Source organism: Streptomyces sp. f51 (assembly GCF_037940415.1).
Classification (GTDB): domain Bacteria; phylum Actinomycetota; class Actinomycetes; order Streptomycetales; family Streptomycetaceae; genus Streptomyces.
In genome coordinates, this window is sequence record NZ_CP149798.1 from 994,689 (window position 1) to 1,016,888 (window position 22,200).

Sequence of the window (22,200 nt, forward strand, 5' to 3'; positions counted from 1 at the left end):
GCGGGCCCGCGCCACGAGGCGGGGATCAGTCCTCGGGCAGTTCCACCGGCGCGATCTCGTCGTAGACGTCGCCGGGCCCGGGGTTGGTCGGGTCGGTCGCGCCGCCGAGCTGGTGCATGACGCCCCAGACCGCGTTCAGCGCGGTCTGGACGGCGCCCTCGGCCCAGCCGGCCGTCCAGGAGATGTCGTCGCCCGCGAGGAAGATGCCCCGCTTGTCCTCGGGCAGCGACTCCTGCATGAAGTGCGTGAACAGACGGCGCTGGTAGCGGTAGTGGCCCGGCAGGTTGGCCTTGAACGCGCCCATGAAGTAGGGCTCGTTCTCCCAGGACACGGTCACCGGGTTGCCGATGATGTGGCTGCGGATGTCGACCTTCGGGTAGATCTCGCCGAGCGACTTCAGCATGACCTCCATGCGCTCGCTCGCGGACAGCGGCAGCCACTTCAGGCTGTCGTCGCACCACGTGTACGAGAGGCAGATGACGGCGGGCTTGTCCGGGCCGTCGTCCAGGAGGTAGGTGCCGCGGGTCATCCGGTCGGTGAGCGTCATCGACATGACGTCACGGCCGGTCTCCTCGTCCTTGTCCAGCCAGAACGGCCGGTCCACCGGGACGAAGAGCTTGGAGCTCTCCATGTAGTGCGTGCGCTCGATCGCCGTCCAGTGGTCGATCGGGAAGAGCGAGTCGTCGCAGGCGACCTTGGAGAGCAGCATCCAGGACTGGGCGGTGAAGATCGCCGCCTTGTAGGTGCGGATGTCTCCGTTGGCGTCCGTCACGGTGATGCCGTTGCCCGCGGTGCGGTTCAGCCGGGTGACGGCCGGACGCGGGGTGCCGTCGTGCAGCGTGGAGAGCGAGGTGCCGTACGCCCAGTGGACGATCTTCTCCGGCTCGCGCTCCCACAGGCGCAGCGGGAGCTGCTGGGAACCGCCGACGATGCCGCGGTGGTGGTCGTCGGCCTCGGTGTAGACGACCCGCAGGACCTCCAGGATGGAGTTGGGGAAGTCGGTGTCCCAGCCGCCGGTGCCGAAGCCGACCTGGCCGAAGATCTCGCGGTGGCGGAAGGACTTGAAGGACTCCGACTCGCACAGGAAGCCGTAGAAGGTCTGGTTGTCGAGCTTCTCTACGAGCTTCGACCAGATCTCCCTGATGCGCGGGACGTCGCGCTCGCGCATGGCCTGGTTCATGTCGGAGAAGTCGGCGCCGTCCTCCAGACAGGCGTTCCAGGCGTTCATCACGTCGCGGTAGACCTGGGGGAGGTCGTCGACGGAGGTCGCGTAGTGCGACTCGCCCTTGAGGTCGACGACCGTCGAGGGCGTGGACTCGGCGAGGGGGTTGGGGAACGGGCTGGTCTCCAGACCCACCAGGTCGATGTAGTGCTGGAGGGCGGTGGAGGACGGCGGGAAGCGCATCGCGCCCATCTCGGCGGTCAGCGAGGGGTCGCAGCCCTCGAAGCCGACGGTGCGCAGCCGGCCGCCGATCTCGTCGGCCTCGTACACGACGGGCTTGAGGCCCATCTTCATCAGCTCGTACGCGGCCACGATGCCGGACAGTCCGCCGCCGATGACGGCGACCTCGGTGCCGTGCTCGGTGGCGGGTATCTGGCCGAGGCCCGCGGGGTGCGCGAGGAAGTCGTCGTAGGCGTAGGGGAAGTCCGGGCCGAACATGGTGATCGGCGGCTGCTGCACGTCGGCGTGCTGGACGGCGTTGGGCACGGTGGACGTCATGGGGTACGGACTCCTTGCGCGGAAACTGGTGAGGGGAGGCTTGTGGGACCGGCCGGGGCGGGCCGGGCGGAGGATCAGACGAGGGACCCGTAGAGGCCGGGGCGGCGGTCCTTCAGATACGGGTTCGTCTCGCGCGAGGCGGACAGCAGGACCGGGTCGGCGTCGGCCAGGAGCAGTTCCTCGCCGCGGCCGGCGCGGGCGCGGGCGACGCCGTCGGGGCCGGCCAGCGTGGACAGTCCGACGAACTCGAACTCCCCTTCAGGGCCTGTGCGGTTGACGTAGGCGACGTACATCTGGTTCTCGAAGGCGCGCACCGGCACGACGGATTCGGCGACGAACTGGAACGGGTGCATCTGCGCGGTCGGCACGAGCAGCAGGTCGGTGCCGGCGAGGGCGTGCGCGCGGACGTTCTCCGGGAACTCGACGTCGTAGCAGATCATGAGGCCGACCCGGAGTCCGTTCAGCTCCGCCTGGACGACGGTCTGCTCGCCGGGCGTGAAGTGATCGTGCTCGAAGCAGCCGAAGAGGTGGGTCTTGCGGTAGTTCGCGAGCCGGGTGCCGTCGGCGGAGATCAGCTGTACGGAGTTGAAGACCCGCGCCGCGCCGTCGCCCTCGGGCGTCTCGCGCTCGGGGTAGCCGTAGGCGACGGCGACGCCGTGCCGGGTGGCGATCTCGGCCACCGCGTCGGCGGAGTCGCCGTCGGCGGGCTCGGCGAGCCGCGCGATGTCGTCGCCGATGGCGTAGCCGGTCAGGAACATCTCCGAGGTCACCACGAGCCCGGCTCCCGCTGCGGCGGCGCGGCCCGCGGCCTCGTCGAGGACCTTGAGGTTCTCGACGACCGAGCCGGGGCGGCCGGAGCTCTGGAGCAGGGCTGTGCGCATGCGGGTTCTCCACCGGTACGAGGGGGTTCGGGGGGTCAGATAGACGGTACGGTCGGCCGGCTCGGGGGGACAAGAAGGACCCGTTGCGCGCCGGTGGACGATTCGTTGCGCACGTCGGGACTCCGGCGGCGATTCGTTGCGCGGCCCGTCGCGCTCCCGCGGTCAAGGCCCCGAAGGTCCCGAACCCGTGGAGACGCAGGTCACAGGAGGGGCCGGCCCGGGATCCAGCGCTCCGGGGCGCCCGGTCGGGCCCCGGCGGGCGGTCACAGCTCGCGCAGGCGCTCCACGATCTCGCGGAGCAGTTCCGGGTCGGCCGCGGGAGCGCCGTCCGGCGGGCGGTACGGCTCGTCGATGATCAGCAGGCCCGCCTCGGCCAGGTCGCCGAGCAGCACGCGGACGACGGTCAGCGGCAGGTCGGCGTCCGCGGCAAGCTCCACGACCGGCCGGGGGCCGCGGCGGGCCAGGTCGAGCAGGGCGGCCGCCGCGTGATCGAGCCCGGGCGGCCCGGCGTCCGTCTCCCGGACCCTGACCCGGGACATCAGGTCGATGACGTGCCGGTCCGAGGGCCGGGTCCGGCCCCCGGTGACGGTGTAGGGCCGCACCATGGGCCCGGTCTCGTCCTCGTACCAGTGCTCGTCGGTCACAGCCGGATCAGTGGCCCGCGGGGTCGGCCGCCGAACGGACGGCGGCGGCCATGTGGCGGCCGACGCGGCGGACGAGCAGTTCCATCTCGTGGGCGAGCTGTCCGACGTCCGTCTGCACCTCGCTGAGCACGGCGAGCCGGCTTCCGTCACCCGCCGGGGTGATGAAGAGGTAGGCGTCGTCGAGCATCACCATGGTCTGGCGCACCCCGCCCGCGGCGAAGCGCTCGCCGACCGAGCGGGCGAGGCTGTGGAAGCCCGAGCAGACCGCCGCGAGGTGCTCGATGTCCCGTCTGCGCATGCCGTCCGAGCAGCTCAGAGGGAGGCCGTCGGCGGTCAGGAGCACGGCCTGGCGTACGTGGTCGGTCCTGGCCACGAGGTCGTCGAGCAGCCAGCCGAGGTCGGTGCCCGGCCGGTCGGCGTCGTCCCCGGTGCCGAGGGCGCCGCCCGTCCGGTCCGGGTGCCGGGCCCCGAGGGTCCGGGTGGGGTGCTCTGGGAGCTGGTCAGGGCGCATCGTGGACGTCCGTCCCTTCCTCGGTGTCGGTTCGCCGCGCCGGGCCGGACCGCGCGGAGTCGTGCCGCGCGTCGCCGGACGGCACGGAGTCGGACGGTCCGTCGGGGCGCCGTGAGCCGGTCCCGCCGGTGTCCGGCCCGGAGGGCAGGCCCTTGCGGCCCCGGTCGAGGCCGCGCTGGAAGGCTCCGAAGACCGCGCGCATCTCCTCCGGGGTGATCTCGCGTTCGGGCGTCCCGTCGGCCGCCGGCGCCTCGGTGCGCAGCTCCGGGGCGAGGGCCCGCTGGCGGACCCGGGTGGGCAGCACGGGCGGTTCCGGAGCCGGGTCCTCGGGCGGCACGGAGGAGACCTCCGGCACCACGGAGCCGTCGTACCGCTCCCCGGTCGCCGTCCGCTGCGCCGGGAGGACCGCGGTGGCCGTCCGCGAGGGCAGCGGCGCCTGAGCCGTGTCCGCCACCGGAAGGTTCGTGGTCTCCACCGGGGCGAGCACCGCCTCGGGCAGCAGCACGACCGCCGTCGTACCGCCGTACGGCGAGCGGCACAGGGTGACCTTGATGCCGTGCCGTGCGGCGAGCCGGCCCACCACGTACAGCCCGAGCCGGTCGTGCCGGGTCGGGTCGAAGTCCTCCGGCGTGGTGAGCGTGCGGTGCGCCTCGTCGATCTGGTCGGGCGCGAGGCCGAGGCCCCGGTCGTCGATCTCCAGGACGAACCCGCTCCCGGCCCGCCCGGTGCGCAGGGTGACCTGGGTGCGGGGCGGTGAGAACACGGTGGCGTTCTCGACGAGTTCGGCGATCAGGTGCACGACGTCGGCGACGGCGTCGGCCGCGACGCCCACCTCGGGCATCGGCGGGACCACCACCCGCGCGTACTGCTCGATCTCGCTCACCGCGGAGGACACCACCTCGGCGACGGGAACGGGCCGCCGCCAGCGCCGGCCCGGGGCCGAGCCGGACAGGATGATCAGGCTCTCCGCGTGGCGCCGCATACGGGTGGTGAGGTGGTCGATCCGGAACAGGTCGTCCAGGACGTCCGGGTCGTCGGTGCGGCGCTCCAGCGTGTCGACGAGCTTGAGCTGGCGGTGGACGAGCGCCTGGTTGCGGCGCGCGATGTTCAGGAGTACCGCGAACAGCCCGCGGCGCAGGGTGGCCTGCTTGACGGCGGCCTCGACGGCGGCGAGCCGGGCGGTGTTGAAGGACCGGCCGACCTGTCCGATCTCGTCGGCCACCGCCTCCACGTCCGCGAGCGGTGGCGCCTCGGCGGCCGCGTCGACCTCCTGGCCGGCGCTCAACCGCTCCATGACCTGCGGAAGCTGACGGTTGGTCAGCAGGTCGGCGGCGTCGCGCAGCGACTCCAGGCGGCGCGAGATGCGCCGGGCGCCCCGTACCGCGAACCAGAGCGAGAGACCCACGGCGGCCAGTCCCAGTACGCCGACGATCGCGGCCTTGGTGAGCTCCTGGTAGGCGAACGCCCGCCCGCGCGCTGCGGAGTTGAGCGCGGACTGCGTGCACATCAGCATGTACCGCTTGACGGCGCGGTCGGTGGTGGTGCGCCAGGAACCGGCCGCGACGGCCTCGCCCGCGCGCCGGGCGCCCGCCCGCAGCAGGGCGTCCTCGTCCCGGGTCAGCTCCTGGTGGAGGTCGCCCCGCTGGAAGGTCTCGAAGAGCGAGCGCGAGTCGGCCGGCAGGTCGGGCACATAGGTCCGCTCGAAGACCCTGCGGTCCTCGATGGTGGCGGTGAGGGTGTCGTACTGCTGGTCGGTGAGCGTGCCCGCGGCCCGTGCCCCGGCGACGAGCGCGTCCTCGCGCGAGACGAAGTCCCGTACCCGCACCAGCTCGACGACGACCTGTGCCTCACGGGCGAGTTGTCCCGCCTGGAGCGCCGTGAGCGCGGACTCGACGTCGAAGGACGGTTCCACCAGGGTGCTGTACTCGGCCACGGCACGGTCCCAGGTGACGGTGTGGGCCAGCACCCGGCCGCGCAGCCCCTCCAGACCGTCCACGGAGTGGAGCAGGGCGTCGAGCGCCCGCCGCTGCTGTCCGGACAGGCGGCTGCGGTCCCCGTCCCGGGCCGCAGCGCGCAGCGCCGTCACGGCGCGGTCGGTGCGGCGCTCCTGGGCCAGCAGCTCGACGCCCGCCGTCGTCCCGCGCCGCGCGCCCAAGTAGGCGGCGGCGAGGCGGCGTTCGATCTGGATCTGGCCGATCGCCGTGTCGACGGGGGTGCCGAAGTCGTTGTAGACCCCCTGGAGGCGGACGAGCGCGCGCAGATCGCCGGTGACGGACACCATGGCGAAGCTCCACAGCGTCATGAGGGCGATCACCGGGGCGATCGAGAGGGCCACGATCCGTGAACGGACCGTCGGCGGACGGCCGAAGGGCCAGCGCATGGTCTCCCCAGGACGACAGGACGGGTCGGATGGCTGGGTGACGTGTGGTAACCCATGTGTTACTCGCGGGTAGCGGGCGCGCGGCTCAAACTAGTCGATGGGCCGCCCGTACCGCAATGGTCCGGACTGACTGAGCGTTCAACGCGCGCTGCGCGGCGTCACCGGATCCGTCTCCGGAAAGGTCACCGGACACGCCCCCGGTTCTCGCCCCTCACTCGCCTCCGGGCAGCGCGAAGACGGTGACGACCGCGGCGTGGTCGGAGGGCCAGTCGTTGCCCGCCACGTCCGGCCAGGCCCGGGGAGCCCCCGTGACCAGAGTGCGCGAGTCGAGGACGGTCAGCCCCCGGTGCAGGACGAAGTCGATCCGGTCCTGCGGCTCCGGGCGCCCGCTGCCGTCCTCGTGCTCGGTGTGGACGGGCGACCAGGTGTGGCCGGGGTCCACCGCCGGGTCGGGGTGCGCCTGCCGGTAGGAGTCCCGCAGGCCGGCCTCCTCGGTGGCCCGCGTCACCGGCCAGGCGACGTCCGGCCAGTCCAGGTGCGAGGGCACGTTGAAGTCACCGGTCAGGACGACCGGAACGGATTCCTCGCTCGTGTCGGCGATCCGGCGCAGGATCTCCCGCATCCGGGCGAGCCTGCCGCTCTCGTGCGCGATCAGGGCGGACTCGTCGAGGCCGTCGAAGCGTGCCTCGTAGGGGCCGTACGGAGCGCAGTCGAGGTGCGCGCTCCAGACGTCGACCCGTTGCCCGCCGTCCAGTTCGATCCTGACGCCGGTGCCTCCGTAGAAGCCGACGTCCGGATCGCCGAGCACGGCGGTGATCGGGTGGCGGCTGATGACGCCGAGGTTGTCGCCGGCCTGGTGGTGGTACCAGCCGAGGGCGTCGGCGAGCTCGCGCGCCGCGCTCCCGTACGTCTCCTGGAGCCCGACGACGTCCGCCCCCGTCCCGGTGATGGCCTTGAGCTGCTTCTCGCGGTACCCGTCGACCCGAGTGCCGCCGAACCAGAGGTTCCAGCTCATCACCCGCAGCTCGCCCGGGGCGACCATGGCCCGCAGCCGGGCCGGGGAGACGCCTTCCAGGCTGCCGAGCACGGTACGGCCCGCGGCCGGCGCGATCGGCGCGAGCGAGGGCACCGCGAGGACGGCGCAGCCGGCCGACTCGGCCGAGGTGACACCGGTCTGGGTGTCCTCGACGGCGACGCAGGCGGCGGGGTCGACGCCCAGGGCGCGGCAGGCGGCGAGGTAGGGGTCGGGGGCGGGCTTGGTGCGCCGGGTGTCGTCGGCGGTGACGGAGACGGCGAACTGGTCGGCTCCGAGCGCTTCGAGGACGGTGTCGGCGACCGCGCGCGGGGAGGCGGTGACCAGGGCGGTGGGTACGCGTTCGCGGGCGAGCGCCCTGAGCAGTTCCCGCGCCCCGGGCCGGGGCACGATGCCGGTGCGGACCCGGTCCGCGAACTGCCGGTGCAGTTCGGCGGCGGTGCCCTCACGCGGTGCGCCGGTGAGCCCGGCCAGCCAGGCGGCGGTGTGCTCGACGGGCCGTCCGAGGACGTGCGGCTGATCGGCCCCCGTCAGCACGTGCCCGAGCCCGCCGGCCACCTCCTCCACCGCCTCCCACCACAGTCGCTCGGTGTCCACGAGCGTGCCGTCCATGTCGAACAGAACGGCCTGGAGGGAGGCCCGGGCGGTGGAACGGTGGGTCACGGTGATCTCTTTCTTCGGTGGGGGGGGAGGTTCAGGTTCCAGCCCCTCGGGCTGCACCACGGGACAAGTCCCAGCCCCGCGCACTGAACCTTCGGCGCGGGACAAGCTCCAGCCCCGCGCGCTGAATCTTCGGCGCAGGGCAAGTCCCAGCCCCGCGCGCTGCTTCCTCGGTGTGGGGCAAGTTTCAGCCCCGGGCGCTACTTCCTCGGTGCGGGACAAGTCCCAGCCCCGCGCGCTGAATCTTCGCCGCGGGACAAGTCCCAGCCCCGGGCGCTACTTCCTCGGTGCGGGGCAAGTTCCAGCCCCTCCGGCGTTTGAGGAGCGGGGTCCGGGGCGGAGCCCCGGGTTCGGGTCGGGCAGGGGCGGAGGGGGCGATCGTCGCTTGTGGGCCGTGGGGCCACGAACCGGCACCCGCGAGTGGCAGGGGGCAGCGGAGGGGCCGGTCGACGCTTCTCAGCTCTGCCGCGCGGCGACCAGCACCGGCCGGTCCGGCAGCGTGACCGTCACGCCGGCGCCCGCCACGAGCGCGCCGGCCTCGTGCGTGGGCAGATCGGCCTTGACCTCGGTCCCGTCGGAGAGCCGCACGGTCACCCGGGTGGCGGCGCCGAGGAACGCGGTGGCCACGACCCGGGCGTCACCCGCCGCGTCGGCACTCACCCGGACCGCTTCCGGCCGCACCAGCACGTCCACCGCCCCCGGGGCGGGCGCATCCCCGTCCACCGGCAGCCGCCGCCCGAGGACGTCGACCCGCTCGCCGTCGAGCGTCCCCGGGATCCTGCTCATCGTCCCCACGAACTCGGCGACGAAGGCGGTGGCGGGGCGCCCGTACAACTCGGCGGGGGACGCGCACTGTTCGAGCCGTCCGGCCCGCATCACCGCGACCCGGTCCGCCATGGACAGCGCCTCCTCCTGGTCGTGGGTCACGAACAGGGTGGTGATGCCGAGTTCCAGCTGGAGTCGGCGGATCTCCTCGCGCAGCGAGAGCCGCACCTTGGCGTCCAGCGCGGACAGCGGCTCGTCGAGCAGCAGGACGCGGGGCCGCAGGGCGAGCGCGCGGGCCAGGGCGACGCGCTGCTGCTGCCCCCCGGAGAGCTGGTGCGGGAACCGCTCGCCCTTGTCCCCGAGCCCCACGAGGTCGAGCAACTCGGCGGCACGTGAGCGCCGTTCGGCCGTACGCACCTTGCGCATCCGCAGCCCGAAGGCCACGTTGTCCAGGGCGCTGAGATGCGGGAAGAGGCTGTACGACTGGAAGACCATCCCGGCGTCGCGGCTGTGTGCCGGGACCCGGGTGATGTCCTGGCCGTCGACCAGCACCTCGCCGGAATCGGGGTGTTCGAAGCCGGCGAGCATGCGCAGCGCCGTGGTCTTGCCGCAGCCGGAAGGGCCGAGCAGGGCGAGCAGTTCACCGGGCCGGACGGTGAGGTCGAGGCCGTCGAGAGCGACGGTCGGTCCGAACTCCCGCCTGAGTCCGCGGAATTCGACGGTGGCGGCCTGGTCGGTCGTGGCGAGGGTCATGGTCATCCCCGGGAGGCGGAAGCGGTACGGGAGCGGCCGCCGAGGACGGCGAGCGCGAGGAGCAGTGCCCAGGTGAGGAACAGGCTGAGCACGGAGACGGCGACGGACATCTGGGCCTGCGAGCCGCCGATGTCGTAGATCCACACGGCGAAGGGCTGGTAGCCGAGCAGGCTCGCGACCGTGAACTCGCCGAGCACCAGGGCCAGGGTGAGGAAGGAGGCGTTGAGCAGCGCGCCGCGCAGATTGGGCAGCACCGCCCGCACGAGGGCCTGCGGCATGCTCGCCCCGCAGCTGCGGGCGGCCTCGACGAGGGTGCGCACGTCGACGGCGCGCAGTCCCGCGTCCAGGGCCCGGTACACGAACGGCAGCGCCATCACGACGTACGCGAGGACGAGGACGACCGGGAAGCCCGGGTCCTGGATCGCCACGAACGTCTGGAACAGCGGCGTGCGCGACAGGTGTTCGGGTCCCCACTTCAGGACGGTGGAGATGCCGGCGACGAACGCGATCGGGGGCACGACCAGCGGCAGCGAGCACACCACCTCGACGACCGGCCGCAGCCGGGCGGATCCGAGCCGCAGCGCGACCATGGCGGGGACCATCAGGAGCAGCACCACGGCGATGGTCGCGGCGGCGAGTTCCAGGGAGAGCACGAGGCTGGAGGCGAAGCCGTCGGCGGACACGATCCGGCTGTAGGCGTCGAAGGTGACACCCTGCCCGGGCACGTCGACCGTGAAGACCACGGACGCGGCCATGGGCACCAGGAAGTACAGCGCGGCGAGGGCGAGGACCACCCAGCGCCACGGGTTCAGGCGAGCCATCGCGCGCTCCGTCGTTGCAGGGGCAGGTACACGGCCATGACCAGGCCCGCGATGAGGACCATGTCGAGGCTGAGGGCGAGCGCCACGTTCTCCTGGCCGACCAGCACGTTGCCGGAGATGGCGTCGGCGATCTGGAGCGTGACGAGCGGCACCGCGCTGCCCACCATGGCGGCCGCCGTGGCGTACGCGGCGAAGGCGCTGCCGAAGAGGAGCACGAGTCCGCCGAGGAGCGAGGGCGCGAGGACCGGCAGGGCGACGTGCAGCCAGTACTGGACGGTGGTCGCGCCGTTGTTCCGCGCGGCCTCGCGCCACTGGGAGCGCAGGCCGTCGAGGGCGGGGGTGATGGTGAGGACCATGAGCGGGATCAGGAAGTAGAGGTAGACGACGACCAGGCCCCAGAAGCTGTAGAGGTCCCAGCCCCGGTCGGTCAGGCTCAAGTGCCGGGTCAGCACACCGGAGTTGCCGAGGGTGGCGACGAAGGCGAAGGCGAGCGGGACACCGCCGAAGTTGGCGAGGACGCCGGAGGCGGTGAGCACGGCCTCGCGCAGCGCGCGGAAGCGGGAGGTCACCACGGCCTGGGCCAGCGGCAGTCCGAGGAGGGTCGCGAGCCCGGCGGAGACGGCGGACAGCTTGACGCTGCCGGTCAGCGCGGTCAGGTAGGCGCCGTGGAACGAGCCGGTCAGATTGGCGGTGGTGTACGAACTGGCGCCGGTGGCCGAGTCCTTGACGGTGAAGGCGCCGTTCAGCATGGCGAGCGCGGGGACCCCGAAGGAGACCGCGACGAAGACGAGCAGCGGGAGGACGGCCAGCGGGCCGGTGGCGCGGCGCCGCCGCTGCCGGTGGGCAGCGGCGGGCGCCACGTCGGCCGGGGCCTCGGTGAGAGCGGTGGTCATCCGGAGACGGCCTTGCCCCAGCCCTGGGCGAGCACGGTCTTGGCCTTGCTCTGCTGCGCCTCGGTCGGGAAGCTCGGGGTGCCCGAGACGGCGGGGAGCTTCGCGGCGGCGGTCTTGTCGAGCGTGCCGGCCTTCTCCATCGCGGTCATCAGGGCCGGTCGGGCGTACCCCTTGAGCCAGAGGTTCTGGCCCTCGGCGCTGTAGAGGTACTCCTGCCACAGCCGGGCGGCCGCGGGGTGCGGGGCGTCCTTGTTGACGGCCTGGGAGTAGTACTGCGAGAACTGGCCGTCGCTCGGCACGGCGACCTTCCAGTCGACGCCCTTGGACCTGAACTCGTCGGCGTAACCGGCGTTGAGGTAGTCCCAGTCGATGCTGATGGGCGTCTCGCCCTTCTCGACGGTGGCCGGGGTCGACTCGACGGGCGTGTAGTTGCCGTTCTTCTTCAGCTTCGCGAAGAAGTCGAGGCCGGGCTGGATGTCGTCGAAGGAGCCACCGCTCGCGAGCGAGGCCGCGTACACGCCGCCGAACGCCGAACCGGACTTGGTGGGGTTGCCGTTGAGCGCGACCTGGCCCTTGTACTGCGGCTTGAGCAGTTCCTTGAAGGTCGTCGGGCACTCCTTGACCTTCTTGGCGTCGCAGCCGATGGAGATGTAGCCGCCGTAGTCGTTGAACCAGCGGGCCTGCGGGTCCTTCTGGCCCTCGGGCAGGTCGGCGAAGCCGGCCACCTTGTACGGGGCGAGCAGGCCCTGCTGGGCGGCACTCAGCGCGAAGGAGCTGCCGAGGTCGAGCACGTCGGGGGCGCGGTCCTGGCCCTTGCGCGAGGTGACGGCGTTGATCTCGTCCTGGCTGGAGCCGTCCGGGCTCTCGACCTGGATCTTGATGCCGTACTTCTTGGTGAAGCCGTCGATGAGGGCGCCGTAGTTGGCCCAGTCGCGGGGAAGGGCGATCGCGTGCAGCGTGCCCTCCTTCTTGGCGGCCTTGGCCAGGGCGTCGAGACCGCCGAAGTCCGCGGCGGAGGTCGCGGTGGCCGCGCTCTTGCCGTCGGCGGTGGTCGCCTTGTCGTCGGGAGCGGCGCCGCAGGCGCTCAGGGTGAGCGCTGCGGCGACGGCGAGGCCGCCGGTGAGGAGGGCGGTCCTCGGCAGGAACACGGTCACGGTCTCTCCAGGGTGACGCACGAGGGTGGGGTGGAACGGAGAACTTGTCTGAACAAGTTGGCCCCAGTAGGCCCGCCGATGGTGTCCCCACGGTGAACGGCGGTGAAACCCCAAGCCCCTATTCCCTGCACAATCCCGACCGTTCCCGATCACCGTCCGCTGTCGATTAGGCTGGTCAGGCTGTGCACAGCGGGCCGACCAGAGGGGAAGAATGACGGCGCGACACGAGGAGATCGCCGAGGAGCTGCGGCGGGCGATCGACCGCGAGGAGTACACCGTGGGCAGTCTGCTGCCGGCGGAGACCGACCTCGCGGCCCAGTACGGCGTCTCACGCGGCACCGTCCGCCAGGCCGTCGCGGCCCTGACCGCCGAGGGGCTCATCGGGTCGCGTCAGGGCGCCCGGCGCGTGGTCCTCGCGGGCCGCCGCAGCCAGAGCTTCGCCGAACTGCGGAGCTTCGCGCAGTGGGCCCGGGCCATGGGGCGCGAGGCGACGGGGCACGTGGTGGCCCAGGAGTACCGCCCGGCCACGGCGGAGGACGCCGTACGCCTCCAACTCGCCGAGAGGACCCCGGTGTTGCACGTCCTGCGGGTGCGCGGGCTGGACGGCGAACCCGTGCTGCTGGAGCGCACGGTGTACGCGGACTGGATCTCCCCCGCCGTCACGGCGATCGAACCCGAGTGCCCCTCGGTCACCCAGCGCCTCTTCGAGGACACCGGCCTGGTCTTCGCGTACGGCGAGCACGTCATCGACGCGGTCGCGGCGGGCGCCCAGGACGCCGACCTGCTCGGCGTCCGCCGCACCAGCCCCCTGCTGCGCGTCCGCCGGGTCACCACCACCCGCGAGGGCCGCCCGGTGGAATGGTCGGACGACCGCTACCGCTCGGACGCCGTGAGCTTCAGCATCCACAACTCGATCGGCAACAACGCCCTGGCGAGGAAAACAGCGGAGTAGGCCCTGCGAGGAGCGCCCGCAAGGGACGCGGGGAACTGCGCGACAAGCCACCGAACCACCCAAGGCCGCGCGGGGGCGAGACCCCCGACCCCTGGGGCGCACGCCGGCACGGGGCCACCGACTACGTCGGCGACCCCGACGAAAACCTCCGCAGGAGCGGGGAGAGAACCAGAACGGACTTCGTCCGTTCGACGAACGACTCCCCCGCGATCCGCTCCAGCACCCGCTCGAAGTGCCGCATGTCCGAGGCGAACACCTGCACCACCGCGTCCGCCTCCCCGGTGACGGTGGAGGCGGCCACGACCTCCTGGTACCGCTCCAGACCGCGCTGGATGGTCTCCGGCGAGGTGTTCCGTCGGCAGTAGATCTCGACGAAGCCCTCCGTCTCCCAGCCGAGGGCCGCCGGGTCCACCCGTACGGTGAACCCGGTGATGGCCCCGGTGGCCCGCAGCCGGTCGACCCTCCGCTTCACGGCGGGCGCGGACAGGCCGACCAGCTGCCCGATGTCCGCGTAGGACCGGCGGGCGTCCTCGGCGAGGGCGTGCACGATGCGTTCGTCGAGATCGTTCAGCACTGCGGGCGGTTCACTTTTCTGCGAGGAGTTCTACGGTTGCTCGGCGACGGCGGGTTCCGCGGCCGCCATCCGGGACCGGCGGTAGCCGTAACTGAAGTAGAACACGAGCCCCACGGCCATCCAGACGCCGAAGACCGCCCAGGTGACGGCAGAGAGACTGGCCATCATCCACAGGCACAGCAGGAAGCCGATCACGGGGAACACCGGCGCGAACGGAACCCGGAAGGTGCGGCGCATGGCCGGGCGCGTCCGGCGCAGCACGACGACGGCGACGTTGACCAGCGCGAAGGCGAACAGGGTGCCGATGCTGGTGGCGTCGGCGAGCTGGCCGAGCGGGATCGCGGCGGCGAGGACACCGCAGAACAGCGAGACGATGACGGTGTTGGCGCGGGGCGTGCCGGTCTTCGGGTGGACCCGGGCGAACACCTTGGGCACCAGACCGTCCCGGCCCATGGCGAACAGGATGCGGGTCTGGCCGTACAGGACGGTCAGCACGACACTGGCGATGGCGATGACGGCGCAGGCGGCCAGGAGCGTGCCCCAGAAGGTCTGCCCGGTGACCTCCTTCATGATCTCCGCGAGCGCCGCGTGCGCGTCGCCGAACTGCCGCCAGGGCTTCGCGCCGACGGCGACGGCCGCGACCAGGACGTACAGGGCGGTCACGATGACCAGCGAGAGCATGATCGCGCGGGGCAGGTCGCGCTGCGGGTCCTTGGCCTCCTCACCGGCGGTGGAGGCGGCGTCGAAGCCGATGTAGGAGAAGAACAGGGTGGCGCCCGCGGCGCTGACGCCCGCCATGCCGAGCGGCATGAAGTGCTCGTAGTTGCCCGAGCGCAGACCCTGGACCCCGATCGCGCAGAACAGCACCAGGGCGGCGATCTTCACGGCCACCATGATGGTGTTGGCGCGCGCCGACTCGCGGGCGCCGCCGAGCAGGAACGCCATCGCGAGCAGGACGACGATGAGCGCGGGCAGGTTGAAGACACCGCCGTCGCCGGGCGGCGCGGAGAGCGCGTCCGGGATGGTGACGCCGATCGTGCCGTCGAGCAGTTCGTTCAGGTACTCGCCCCAGCCGACCGCGACGGCCGCGACCGAGACGCCGTACTCCAGGACCAGACACCAGCCGCAGATCCAGGCGATCAGCTCTCCCATGGTTGCGTACGCGTACGAGTACGAGGACCCGGCGACCGGGATGGTGCCGGCGAGTTCCGCGTAGGAGAGGGCGGAGAACAGCGCCGTGACACCGGCGATGACGAAGGACAGGGTGACCGCGGGTCCGGCCTTGGGGACGGCCTGGCCGAGGACCACGAAGATGCCGGTGCCGAGCGTGGCGCCGATGCTGATCATGGTGAGCTGCCACAGGCCGAGGGAGCGCCGCAGCGAGCCGCCCTCACCGTGTCCGCCTTCCTGCACCAGGGCTTCCACCGGCTTGCGGCGCATGAGACGGGCGCCGAGGCCCGGGGAGGACGGGGCGGAGGTGGGTGGGGACTGCGGGGGTGCGCCTTGATCGAGCACGCGCTCGCTCCTTCATCGCTGCCGGTCGAAGAGGACGGGGACCGGCGGCACCCCTGACAGCCGGGACCCACCGAGCGGGGTCCCCGCCGCGCCTGTGTACAGCGCCCGACCCTATGAGTTCGGGCTTCACGGGCGTAATGCAGCAACCTTGCGCATCTCCGCAAGATCGTTGCGTTCATCGCATCCCGGCGCCTGTTCGTTGCGCAGGGCTTTTCGATGGTTGCGCAAGGCGACTTCCGGGCGGGCGGGAACGCGTACGGCCCCCGCTCCCGGACGGGGAACGGGGACCGTGAGGAGGACTTCCGGGGATCAGCTCCAGCTGGCGTGCAGGGGCTTGCCCTCGGCGTAGCCGGCCGCGCTCTGGATACCGACGATCGCGTTCGCGGCGAACTCCTCCAGGGAGTTGGCGCCCGCGTAGGTGCAGGAGGAACGGACGCCCGCGATGATCGAGTCGATCAGGTCCTCGACGCCCGGGCGGGCCGGGTCGAGGAACATGCGCGAGGTGGAGATGCCCTCCTCGAACAGCGCCTTGCGGGCCCGGTCGTACGCGGACTCCTCGCTGGTGCGGTTCTTGACGGCCCGTGCGGACGCCATGCCGAAGGACTCCTTGTACAGGCGTCCGTGCGCGTCCTGCTGGAGGTCGCCGGGGGACTCGTACGTGCCGGCGAACCAGGAGCCGATCATGACGTTCGACGCACCGGCGGCCAGCGCCATGGCGACGTCACGGGGGTGGCGGACACCGCCGTCGGCCCACACGTGCTTGCCGTACTTCTTCGCCTCGGCGGCGCACTCCAGGACCGCGGAGAACTGCGGCCGGCCGACGCCGGTCATCATGCGGGTGGTGCACATGGCGCCCGGGCCGACACCGACCTTGATGATGTCGGCGCCCGCGTCGATCAGGTCCTTGACGCCCTCGGCGGCGACGATGTTGCCCGCGACGATCGGCACCTGCGGATCCAGCGCACGCACGGTCCGCACGGCGCTGATCATCGACTCCTGGTGGCCGTGCGCCGTGTCGATGACGAGCGTGTCGACGCCCGCGTCCAGCAGCTGCTTGGCCTTGCCGGCCACGTCGCCGTTGATGCCGACGGCGGCGGCGACGCGCAGCCGGCCGTTCGCGTCGGTGGCCGGCGTGTACAGCGTGGCGCGCAGGGCGCCCGTGCGGGTGAGGATGCCGGCGAGCTTGCCGTCCGCGTCCACGGCGGGGGCGTAGCGGCGGTTGGCGGCGTCGAGCCGGTTGAATGCCTCGCGGGGCGCGATGTCCGCGTCCAGGAGCAGCAGGTCCTTGGACATGACCTCGGACAGCTGGGTGAAGCGGTCCACGCCGGACAGGTCGGTGTCGGTGACGACGCCGACGGGGCGGCCGTCCTCGTCGACGACGACGCCCGCGTTGTGCGCGCGCTTGGGCAGCAGCGCCAGCGCGTCGGCGACGGTCTGGTGGGGCGCGAGGACGATCGGGGTGTCGAGCACCAGATGGCGTCCCTTGACCCAGGTGACGACCTCGGTGATGACGTCGATCGGAATGTCCTGCGGAATGACGACAAGGCCACCGCGGCGGGCGACGGTCTCGGCCATCCGGCGGCCCGCGATCGCCGTCATGTTGGCGACCACGAGGGGGATGGTGGTGCCGCTGCCGTCGGGGGAGGCGAGGTCCACTCCCTGACGCGAGCCGACGGCCGAACGGCTGGGCACCATGAAGACGTCGTCGTACGTCAGGTCGTACGGGGGCTGGATGTCGTTGAGGAAACGCACGTGCTGCACATCCCAGTCGATCAGAGGTGGCCCCCGGACAGGTCAGCCAGGGGGAAGAGCACGTACTTCATTGTCCCATGACAGCCGGTGCGCGGTCCCCGGGCGGATCATCCAGGCTGGTCAGGGGGCAACTGGTCGGATCCTCCAAGGGACAGCACGACCGACAGGGCCGCGTCGGACTCCTGGTAGTAGCCGGAGGCCGACTCCAGCACCTCCTGCGCGGTCTCCCACTCCTCGGGCCGGGCTCGCGCGTAGGGGCGCCAGCCGGTCACCACGAGCAGTCTGCCCGGACTCGCCGGTCCCCAGTCGGGGTCGCCCAGGAGGTCGCCGAGCGCGTCCCAGTTGCGCCCGAACCACTCCGGCAGGTCGAGGCAGCGGACGCAGCGCGCCATGAAGGCGGCCTTGTCGAGGACCCCGGTGAGGTCGAGCTCGGTGACCTGCCACCCGGCCGAACGGCACACCGCGGCGAGCGGACCGTGCGTCATCTCAGCACCGCCTTGAACGAGTTGTAGTGATCGTCGGTGTAGAAGATCTCCCCGCCCCGCCCGGTGACGATGCGCCGGGCCCCCCGGTCGCCCTCCCCCGGGGTCGGCACCGTGTACTCGTGGTAGTAGCCCCTGGTGTGCCCCGGCAGCTCGCGTTCGAAGTTGCCGAAGACGGTGCCGTCCTTGGCGTACGGGAAGGGGCCGCCCCGGTCGATGAGGGCGAGGGTCGACCGCGCCTCGGCGGGGAGCGCGGTCACGGAGACGGCCGGCAGACCGCCGGCCCATGAAGGGGCGCGCCCGGAACGGCTCACGGCGGTGGCCGCCGAGTCGCCTGGACCGGCCCCGCCCGTCGCCGAGCAGCCCGTCAACAGGACGGTCAGACAGACCAGCAGTCCCGCGAACAGGCGGACCGTGAACGCCCGAGGGGGCGGCCGCAGCAGCATGACGTCGATGCTGCCACGGCCGCCCCCTCGGGGCGCGCTCCGCGTGCCGTCCTCAGGGCCCGTCCGGGTCCGCGCGGTTCAGTGCCGGACGCGGGGGCGGGCCCGCCGTCATCAGCGCGTCCGCGGCCGAGGTGTCCGTCACCAGGCTGGTGACGAGGCCGGACCGCAGCACCGCGTCGATGGCGGCCGCCTTGCGCTGCCCACCCGCTATGGCGACGACCTCGGGGATGCGGCGCAGCCGGTCGGCCTCGACCGTGATGCAGCGCTCGCCCAGGTCACGCCCGACCCGGCGCCCCTCGGCGTCGAAGAGGTGCGCGGACATCTCGGCGGCGACGCCGAGCGAGGCGTAGTGCGCGCGCTCCGCGTCGCTGAGCATGTCGTGCACCGTGGAGATGCCGGGCTCCCAGGAGCCGATGGAGACGCAGGCGACCGTCACCTTGTCGAAGTACTCGAAGGCGCGGGCGATGCCCGTCTGGTGGCGCAGCGCGGCCGCGGTGGCCGCGTCGGGCAGCAGCATCGGCGCGTAGATGGGGTGGGCGTCTCCGCCCGACACCTGCGCGGCACGACGGACGGCCTCGACGGAGCCGCGTTCGGCGGTCCCGGCGTCGTACACGCCCGTCAGCTGCACCACGGTGCACGGCGGGAGCCGGTCGAGGGCCGCCGCCATGTGGATCGTGGAGCGGCCCCAGGCGAGGCCGAGCACATCCCCCTCGTTGACGAGCTCGCCGAGCAGGTCGGCGGCCACCTCGCCGAGGTTCTCCGGGTCGGGCGACTCCTCGGCCTCGGCCGGGGACTCGACGACCACGGCGTGCCGCAGGCCGTAGCGGGCACGCAGCGCGTCCGAGCGCTCCGCGTCGAGCTCGGCGGGGACGCGGATCTCGATCCTCACGAGATCCCGTTCGAGAGCGGTCTCCAGGACCCGGGCCACCTTGAAGCGGCTGACGCCGAACTCCTCGGCGATCTGGATCTTGGATTTGCCCTCGAGGTAGAAGCGGCGGGCCATGGCCGCCGCCTGGACCAGCTCAGCGGGTCCCATCCGCATGGCTGACCGGCCCGCCGACATACCCGACACGGCGATCTCCTCACTTCTGTTCACACTCTGGATTCGCCGTTCATCCTTGCAGATCCGGCGCACTTGATCCGCCCTGATGGGCGGCGTTCACGTTCCCTTGGCTCAGTGGCCGCACGCCCACGACGCACGGGTCATCGCCCCCTCGGCCTGGGTGCGCAATGCACGTACCGCCTCGGCCGGGTCCGCGGCCCCGTACACCGCCGAACCGGCGACGAACACGTCGGCTCCCGCCTCCGCGCACCGCTCGATGGTGGAGGCCGAGACGCCGCCGTCGACCTGGAGCCACAGTTCCAGACCGTGCTTGCTGATCAACTCGCGCGTCCGGCGGATCTTGGGGAGCATGATGTCAAGAAAAGACTGGCCCCCGAATCCGGGCTCGACCGTCATGATCAGCAGCATGTCGAGCTCGGGCAGCAGGTCCTCGTACGGCTCGATGGGGGTCGCGGGCTTGAGCGCCATCGAGGCCCTGGCCCCCTTCGCCCGGATCTCGCGGGCGAGCCGGACGGGCGCGGCGGCCGCCTCGACATGGAAGGTGACGGAGCCGGCACCGGCTTCCACGTACTGGGGCGCCCACCGATCGGCGTCCTCGATCATCAGATGGCAGTCCAGCGGAGTGTCGGTCGCACGGGCCAGAGACTCTACGACCGGGACCCCGAGGGTGAGGTTCGGTACGAAATGGTTGTCCATGACGTCGACATGGAGCCAGTCCGCGCCTTCCACCGCCTTTGCCTCCTCGGCAAGACGGGCGAAGTCGGCGGACAGGATGCTGGGGTTGATCTGCGCGGCCATGCCCCAAGACTGCCATGCCCCGGGCCCGTTGCCCGCCTCGGTCCGGACCTGGTTCGCTCCGTGGACACCGTACGAGGGCCCGGCGTGCCCTGCGGAACGGTCCTGCGGCGCCGCGCCCGGTCCCGGGGGTGGGCATGAACCGGCTCGACGGCTGGAAGCACGGGGCCATCTCGGCCGTGTGCGGCAAGCGGTCCAAGTGGCTGGTCCTGGCCCTGTGGCTGCTGGTTCTCCTCTTCCTCGCGCCCCTCGGGTCCAAGCTCAGCGGTGCCGAGGACAACGACGCCCAGTCCTGGCTGCCGGGCTCGGCCGAGTCCACCCAGGTCCTCAGCATCTCGAACGGGTTCAGGCCCGAGCAGATCCCCGCGGTCGTCGTCTACGCGCGCCCGGACGGTCTGACCGCGAAGGACCGCGTGCAGATCGCCGAGGACGTCGGGCAGCTGAAGACGCTGCGGGCCCACGGCATCCGCGGCGAGGAGACCCGGGGACCGGTCTTCGACCGGCGGCCGGATCCGCGCGCGGCGCAGATCTACGTCCCCATCACCATGGACGCGTCCGGCTGGCAGCGGATCGGCCCCGCCGTCTCCTCCATCCGTGACCAGGTGGGCAAGGGCGGCGACGGCCTCTCGGTGCACATCACCGGACCCGGCGGTACGGCCGCCGACTCCTCGAAGGCCTTCGAGGGCATCGACTCGACGCTGCTCTTCGCCGCCATGGCCGTCGTCGTCGTGATGCTGCTGATCACCTTCCGCAGCCCGATCCTGCTCTTCGTGCCGCTGCTCGGCGTGGTCGTCGCCCTGTTCACGGCCCAGGCGCTGATCTATCTGCTGGCGAAGCACGCGGGGCTGACCGTCAACGGGCAGAGCGCCGGCATCCTGACCGTGCTCGTGTTCGGCGCGGGGACCGACTACGCGCTGCTGCTGGTCGCCCGCTACCGCGAGGAGCTGCGCCGCCACGAGGACCGGCACGAGGCGATGAAGCTCGCCATGAACCGGGCCGGTCCCGCCATCCTCGCGTCCGGCGCGACGGTGGTGCTGAGCATGCTGGTGCTCCTGGTCGCCGAGATGAACTCGACGCGGGGTCTCGGTCCTGTCGCGGCGATCGGCGTGGCCGTCGCGCTGCTCGCCATGCTCACGCTCTTCCCCGCGCTGCTGCTCGTGTGCGGCCGCTGGATCTTCTGGCCCGCCGTCCCGCACGTCGGCTCGGCCGACCCCACCAGGAGCGGTGTCTGGGCGCGTACGGGCCGCAGGATCGCGCGCCGCCCCCGGACCACCTGGGTGGCCACGGCGCTGGCGCTGGGGCTGCTGTCCCTCGGCCTGATCCAGCTGCGGGCCGCGGGCATCCCCAACGCCGACCAGTTCACCGGGAAACCGGACTCGATCGTGGGCCAGGAGGTGTCGGCGCGCTACTTCCCCGCGGGTGACGGGGATCCGCTGGTCATCGTGTCCAACACGGCCCAGGCCAGGGAGGTCGGCCGCACCGTGGCGGCGGATCCGGACGTGGTGCCGGCGAGCATCGGTGTGCCTCCGGGCGCCGCGCCCGTGCACGACGGCAGGGTGCTGTTCGAGGCGACCACGCGCGCGCCCTCCGACAGCGCGGCGGCGAAGGACACGGTGGAGCGGGTACGCGCCGCGGTGCACGCCGTGCCGGGGGCCGACGCGAAGGTGGGCGGCGGGGCGGCGGCCCTGCTGGACATGGAGAACGCCCAGACGCACGACAACTACCTGGTCATCCCGCTCGTCCTGGTGGTGGTCCTGCTCGTCCTCAGCGTCCTGTTGCGCGCGCTGGTCGCGCCGCTCCTGCTGATCGGGACCGTGGTGCTGTCGCTGGCGACCGCGCTCGGCGTGAGCGCGCTGGCCTTCCGGCACGTCTTCGACTACGCGGGCGAGGACGTGGCCTTCCCGCTGTTCGTGTTCGTGTTCCTGGTGGCGCTCGGCATCGACTACAACATCTTCCTGACCACCCGTATCCGCGAGGAGGCGGTCCGGCACGGCACCCGGCAGGGTGTGGTCACGGGGCTCGCCACCACCGGCGCGGTGATCACCTCGGCCGGTCTGGTGCTCGCGGGCACGTTCGCGGCCCTCGGCACCCTGCCGATCGTGGGCTTCGCCGAGATCGGCTTCGCGGTCGCCCTCGGCGTGCTCCTGGACACCTTCGTGGTCCGCTCGGTGCTGGTCACCGCGCTCTTCCTCGACGTCGGCCCGAAGGTGTGGTGGCCGAACCGGCTCGCGCACGAGGACGGCGGCTCCCCGCCGACGGACGCGAGGACGCCCGGCGGACCCGGGGAGCCGCCGGACTCCGGGGAGGGCGGGGACCACCCGCCGGACCCGGGGGCGCCCGGAGACCCCACGAAACCGGCCCAGCCGCCCGGTTGACGGTGCGGACCGGGCGAGTCGCTGCGGGTCA

19 protein-coding genes are annotated in these 22,200 nt (G+C 72.2%); 2 read left to right on the forward strand and 17 right to left on the reverse strand.

Annotation, left to right across the window (positions count from 1 at the left end):
- Positions 1 to 25: 25 nt before the first annotated feature.
- The 10 genes from WJM95_RS04435 to WJM95_RS04480 all read right to left on the reverse strand — a co-directional run bounded on the left by WJM95_RS04435 (position 26) and on the right by WJM95_RS04480 (position 12,215).
- Complete coding sequence (locus WJM95_RS04435; protein WP_339128145.1) at positions 26 to 1,720, reverse strand: NAD(P)/FAD-dependent oxidoreductase; 1,695 nt, start codon at positions 1,718 to 1,720, stop codon at positions 26 to 28.
- 74 nt (positions 1,721 to 1,794) lie between these two features.
- Complete coding sequence (locus tag WJM95_RS04440) at positions 1,795 to 2,601, reverse strand: carbon-nitrogen hydrolase family protein (protein ID WP_339128146.1); 807 nt, start codon at positions 2,599 to 2,601, stop codon at positions 1,795 to 1,797.
- Between the two features lie 263 nt (positions 2,602 to 2,864).
- A complete protein-coding gene (locus tag WJM95_RS04445) occupies positions 2,865 to 3,206 on the reverse strand; it encodes a DUF742 domain-containing protein (protein ID WP_339135347.1) in 342 nt (113 codons plus the stop codon).
- Between the two features lie 46 nt (positions 3,207 to 3,252).
- Positions 3,253 to 3,756: a roadblock/LC7 domain-containing protein gene (locus WJM95_RS04450; protein WP_339128147.1), complete on the reverse strand. Its 504-nt coding sequence runs from the start codon at positions 3,754 to 3,756 to the stop codon at positions 3,253 to 3,255.
- Positions 3,746 to 6,136: a nitrate- and nitrite sensing domain-containing protein gene (locus WJM95_RS04455; protein ID WP_339128148.1), complete on the reverse strand. Its 2,391-nt coding sequence runs from the start codon at positions 6,134 to 6,136 to the stop codon at positions 3,746 to 3,748. Before WJM95_RS04455 ends, WJM95_RS04450 begins: the two co-directional genes overlap by 11 nt.
- Before the next feature lie 211 nt (positions 6,137 to 6,347).
- Entirely contained in the window at positions 6,348 to 7,832 is a 1,485-nt protein-coding gene (locus tag WJM95_RS04460) for an HAD-IA family hydrolase (RefSeq protein ID WP_339128149.1), read from the reverse strand.
- Positions 7,833 to 8,285: 453 nt separating this feature from the next.
- Positions 8,286 to 9,353, reverse strand: a complete 1,068-nt coding sequence (locus tag WJM95_RS04465; RefSeq protein WP_339128150.1) for an ABC transporter ATP-binding protein — start codon at positions 9,351 to 9,353, stop codon at positions 8,286 to 8,288.
- Positions 9,350 to 10,168: an ABC transporter permease subunit gene (locus WJM95_RS04470; protein ID WP_339128151.1), complete on the reverse strand. Its 819-nt coding sequence runs from the start codon at positions 10,166 to 10,168 to the stop codon at positions 9,350 to 9,352. The genes WJM95_RS04465 and WJM95_RS04470 overlap by 4 nt, the downstream gene beginning before the upstream one ends.
- The gene (locus tag WJM95_RS04475) at positions 10,156 to 11,061 is read right to left on the reverse strand and encodes an ABC transporter permease subunit (RefSeq protein WP_339128152.1); all 906 of its coding nucleotides are present in this window, start codon (positions 11,059 to 11,061) and stop codon (positions 10,156 to 10,158) included. Before WJM95_RS04475 ends, WJM95_RS04470 begins: the two co-directional genes overlap by 13 nt.
- The gene (locus WJM95_RS04480; RefSeq protein WP_339128153.1) at positions 11,058 to 12,215 is read right to left on the reverse strand and encodes an extracellular solute-binding protein; all 1,158 of its coding nucleotides are present in this window, start codon (positions 12,213 to 12,215) and stop codon (positions 11,058 to 11,060) included. The genes WJM95_RS04475 and WJM95_RS04480 overlap by 4 nt, the downstream gene beginning before the upstream one ends.
- Before the next feature lie 211 nt (positions 12,216 to 12,426).
- Here WJM95_RS04480 and WJM95_RS04485 point away from each other — a divergent pair, with 211 nt between their 5' ends.
- Positions 12,427 to 13,167, forward strand: coding sequence for a GntR family transcriptional regulator (locus WJM95_RS04485; protein ID WP_339128154.1), 741 nt, complete (start codon positions 12,427 to 12,429; stop codon positions 13,165 to 13,167).
- Positions 13,168 to 13,288: 121 nt separating this feature from the next.
- Here the strand turns inward: WJM95_RS04485 and WJM95_RS04490 are convergent, their stop codons facing one another.
- The 7 genes from WJM95_RS04490 to rpe form a co-directional block, all read right to left on the reverse strand.
- Positions 13,289 to 13,741: an Lrp/AsnC family transcriptional regulator gene (locus WJM95_RS04490; RefSeq protein ID WP_037621108.1), complete on the reverse strand. Its 453-nt coding sequence runs from the start codon at positions 13,739 to 13,741 to the stop codon at positions 13,289 to 13,291.
- Positions 13,742 to 13,771: 30 nt separating this feature from the next.
- Positions 13,772 to 15,256: an amino acid permease gene (locus tag WJM95_RS04495; protein ID WP_339128155.1), complete on the reverse strand. Its 1,485-nt coding sequence runs from the start codon at positions 15,254 to 15,256 to the stop codon at positions 13,772 to 13,774.
- A gap of 309 nt (positions 15,257 to 15,565) precedes the next feature.
- A complete protein-coding gene (locus WJM95_RS04500) occupies positions 15,566 to 17,008 on the reverse strand; it encodes a GuaB1 family IMP dehydrogenase-related protein (protein WP_339135349.1) in 1,443 nt (480 codons plus the stop codon).
- A gap of 107 nt (positions 17,009 to 17,115) precedes the next feature.
- The gene (locus WJM95_RS04505) at positions 17,116 to 17,493 is read right to left on the reverse strand and encodes a barstar family protein (RefSeq protein ID WP_339128156.1); all 378 of its coding nucleotides are present in this window, start codon (positions 17,491 to 17,493) and stop codon (positions 17,116 to 17,118) included.
- Positions 17,490 to 17,936, reverse strand: a complete 447-nt coding sequence (locus tag WJM95_RS04510; RefSeq protein ID WP_339128157.1) for a ribonuclease domain-containing protein — start codon at positions 17,934 to 17,936, stop codon at positions 17,490 to 17,492. The genes WJM95_RS04505 and WJM95_RS04510 overlap by 4 nt, the downstream gene beginning before the upstream one ends.
- A 52-nt stretch (positions 17,937 to 17,988) precedes the next feature.
- On the reverse strand, positions 17,989 to 19,032 hold the full coding sequence (locus tag WJM95_RS04515) for a sugar-binding domain-containing protein (RefSeq protein ID WP_339128158.1): 1,044 nt from the start codon (positions 19,030 to 19,032) through the stop codon (positions 17,989 to 17,991).
- A 78-nt stretch (positions 19,033 to 19,110) separates the two neighbouring features.
- A complete protein-coding gene (gene rpe, locus WJM95_RS04520) occupies positions 19,111 to 19,797 on the reverse strand; it encodes a ribulose-phosphate 3-epimerase (RefSeq protein ID WP_339128159.1) in 687 nt (228 codons plus the stop codon).
- Between the two features lie 134 nt (positions 19,798 to 19,931).
- On the opposite strand from rpe, the gene WJM95_RS04525 reads away from it, so the two are divergent.
- Positions 19,932 to 22,169: an MMPL family transporter gene (locus tag WJM95_RS04525; protein ID WP_339128160.1), complete on the forward strand. Its 2,238-nt coding sequence runs from the start codon at positions 19,932 to 19,934 to the stop codon at positions 22,167 to 22,169.
- Positions 22,170 to 22,200 lie beyond the last annotated feature (31 nt).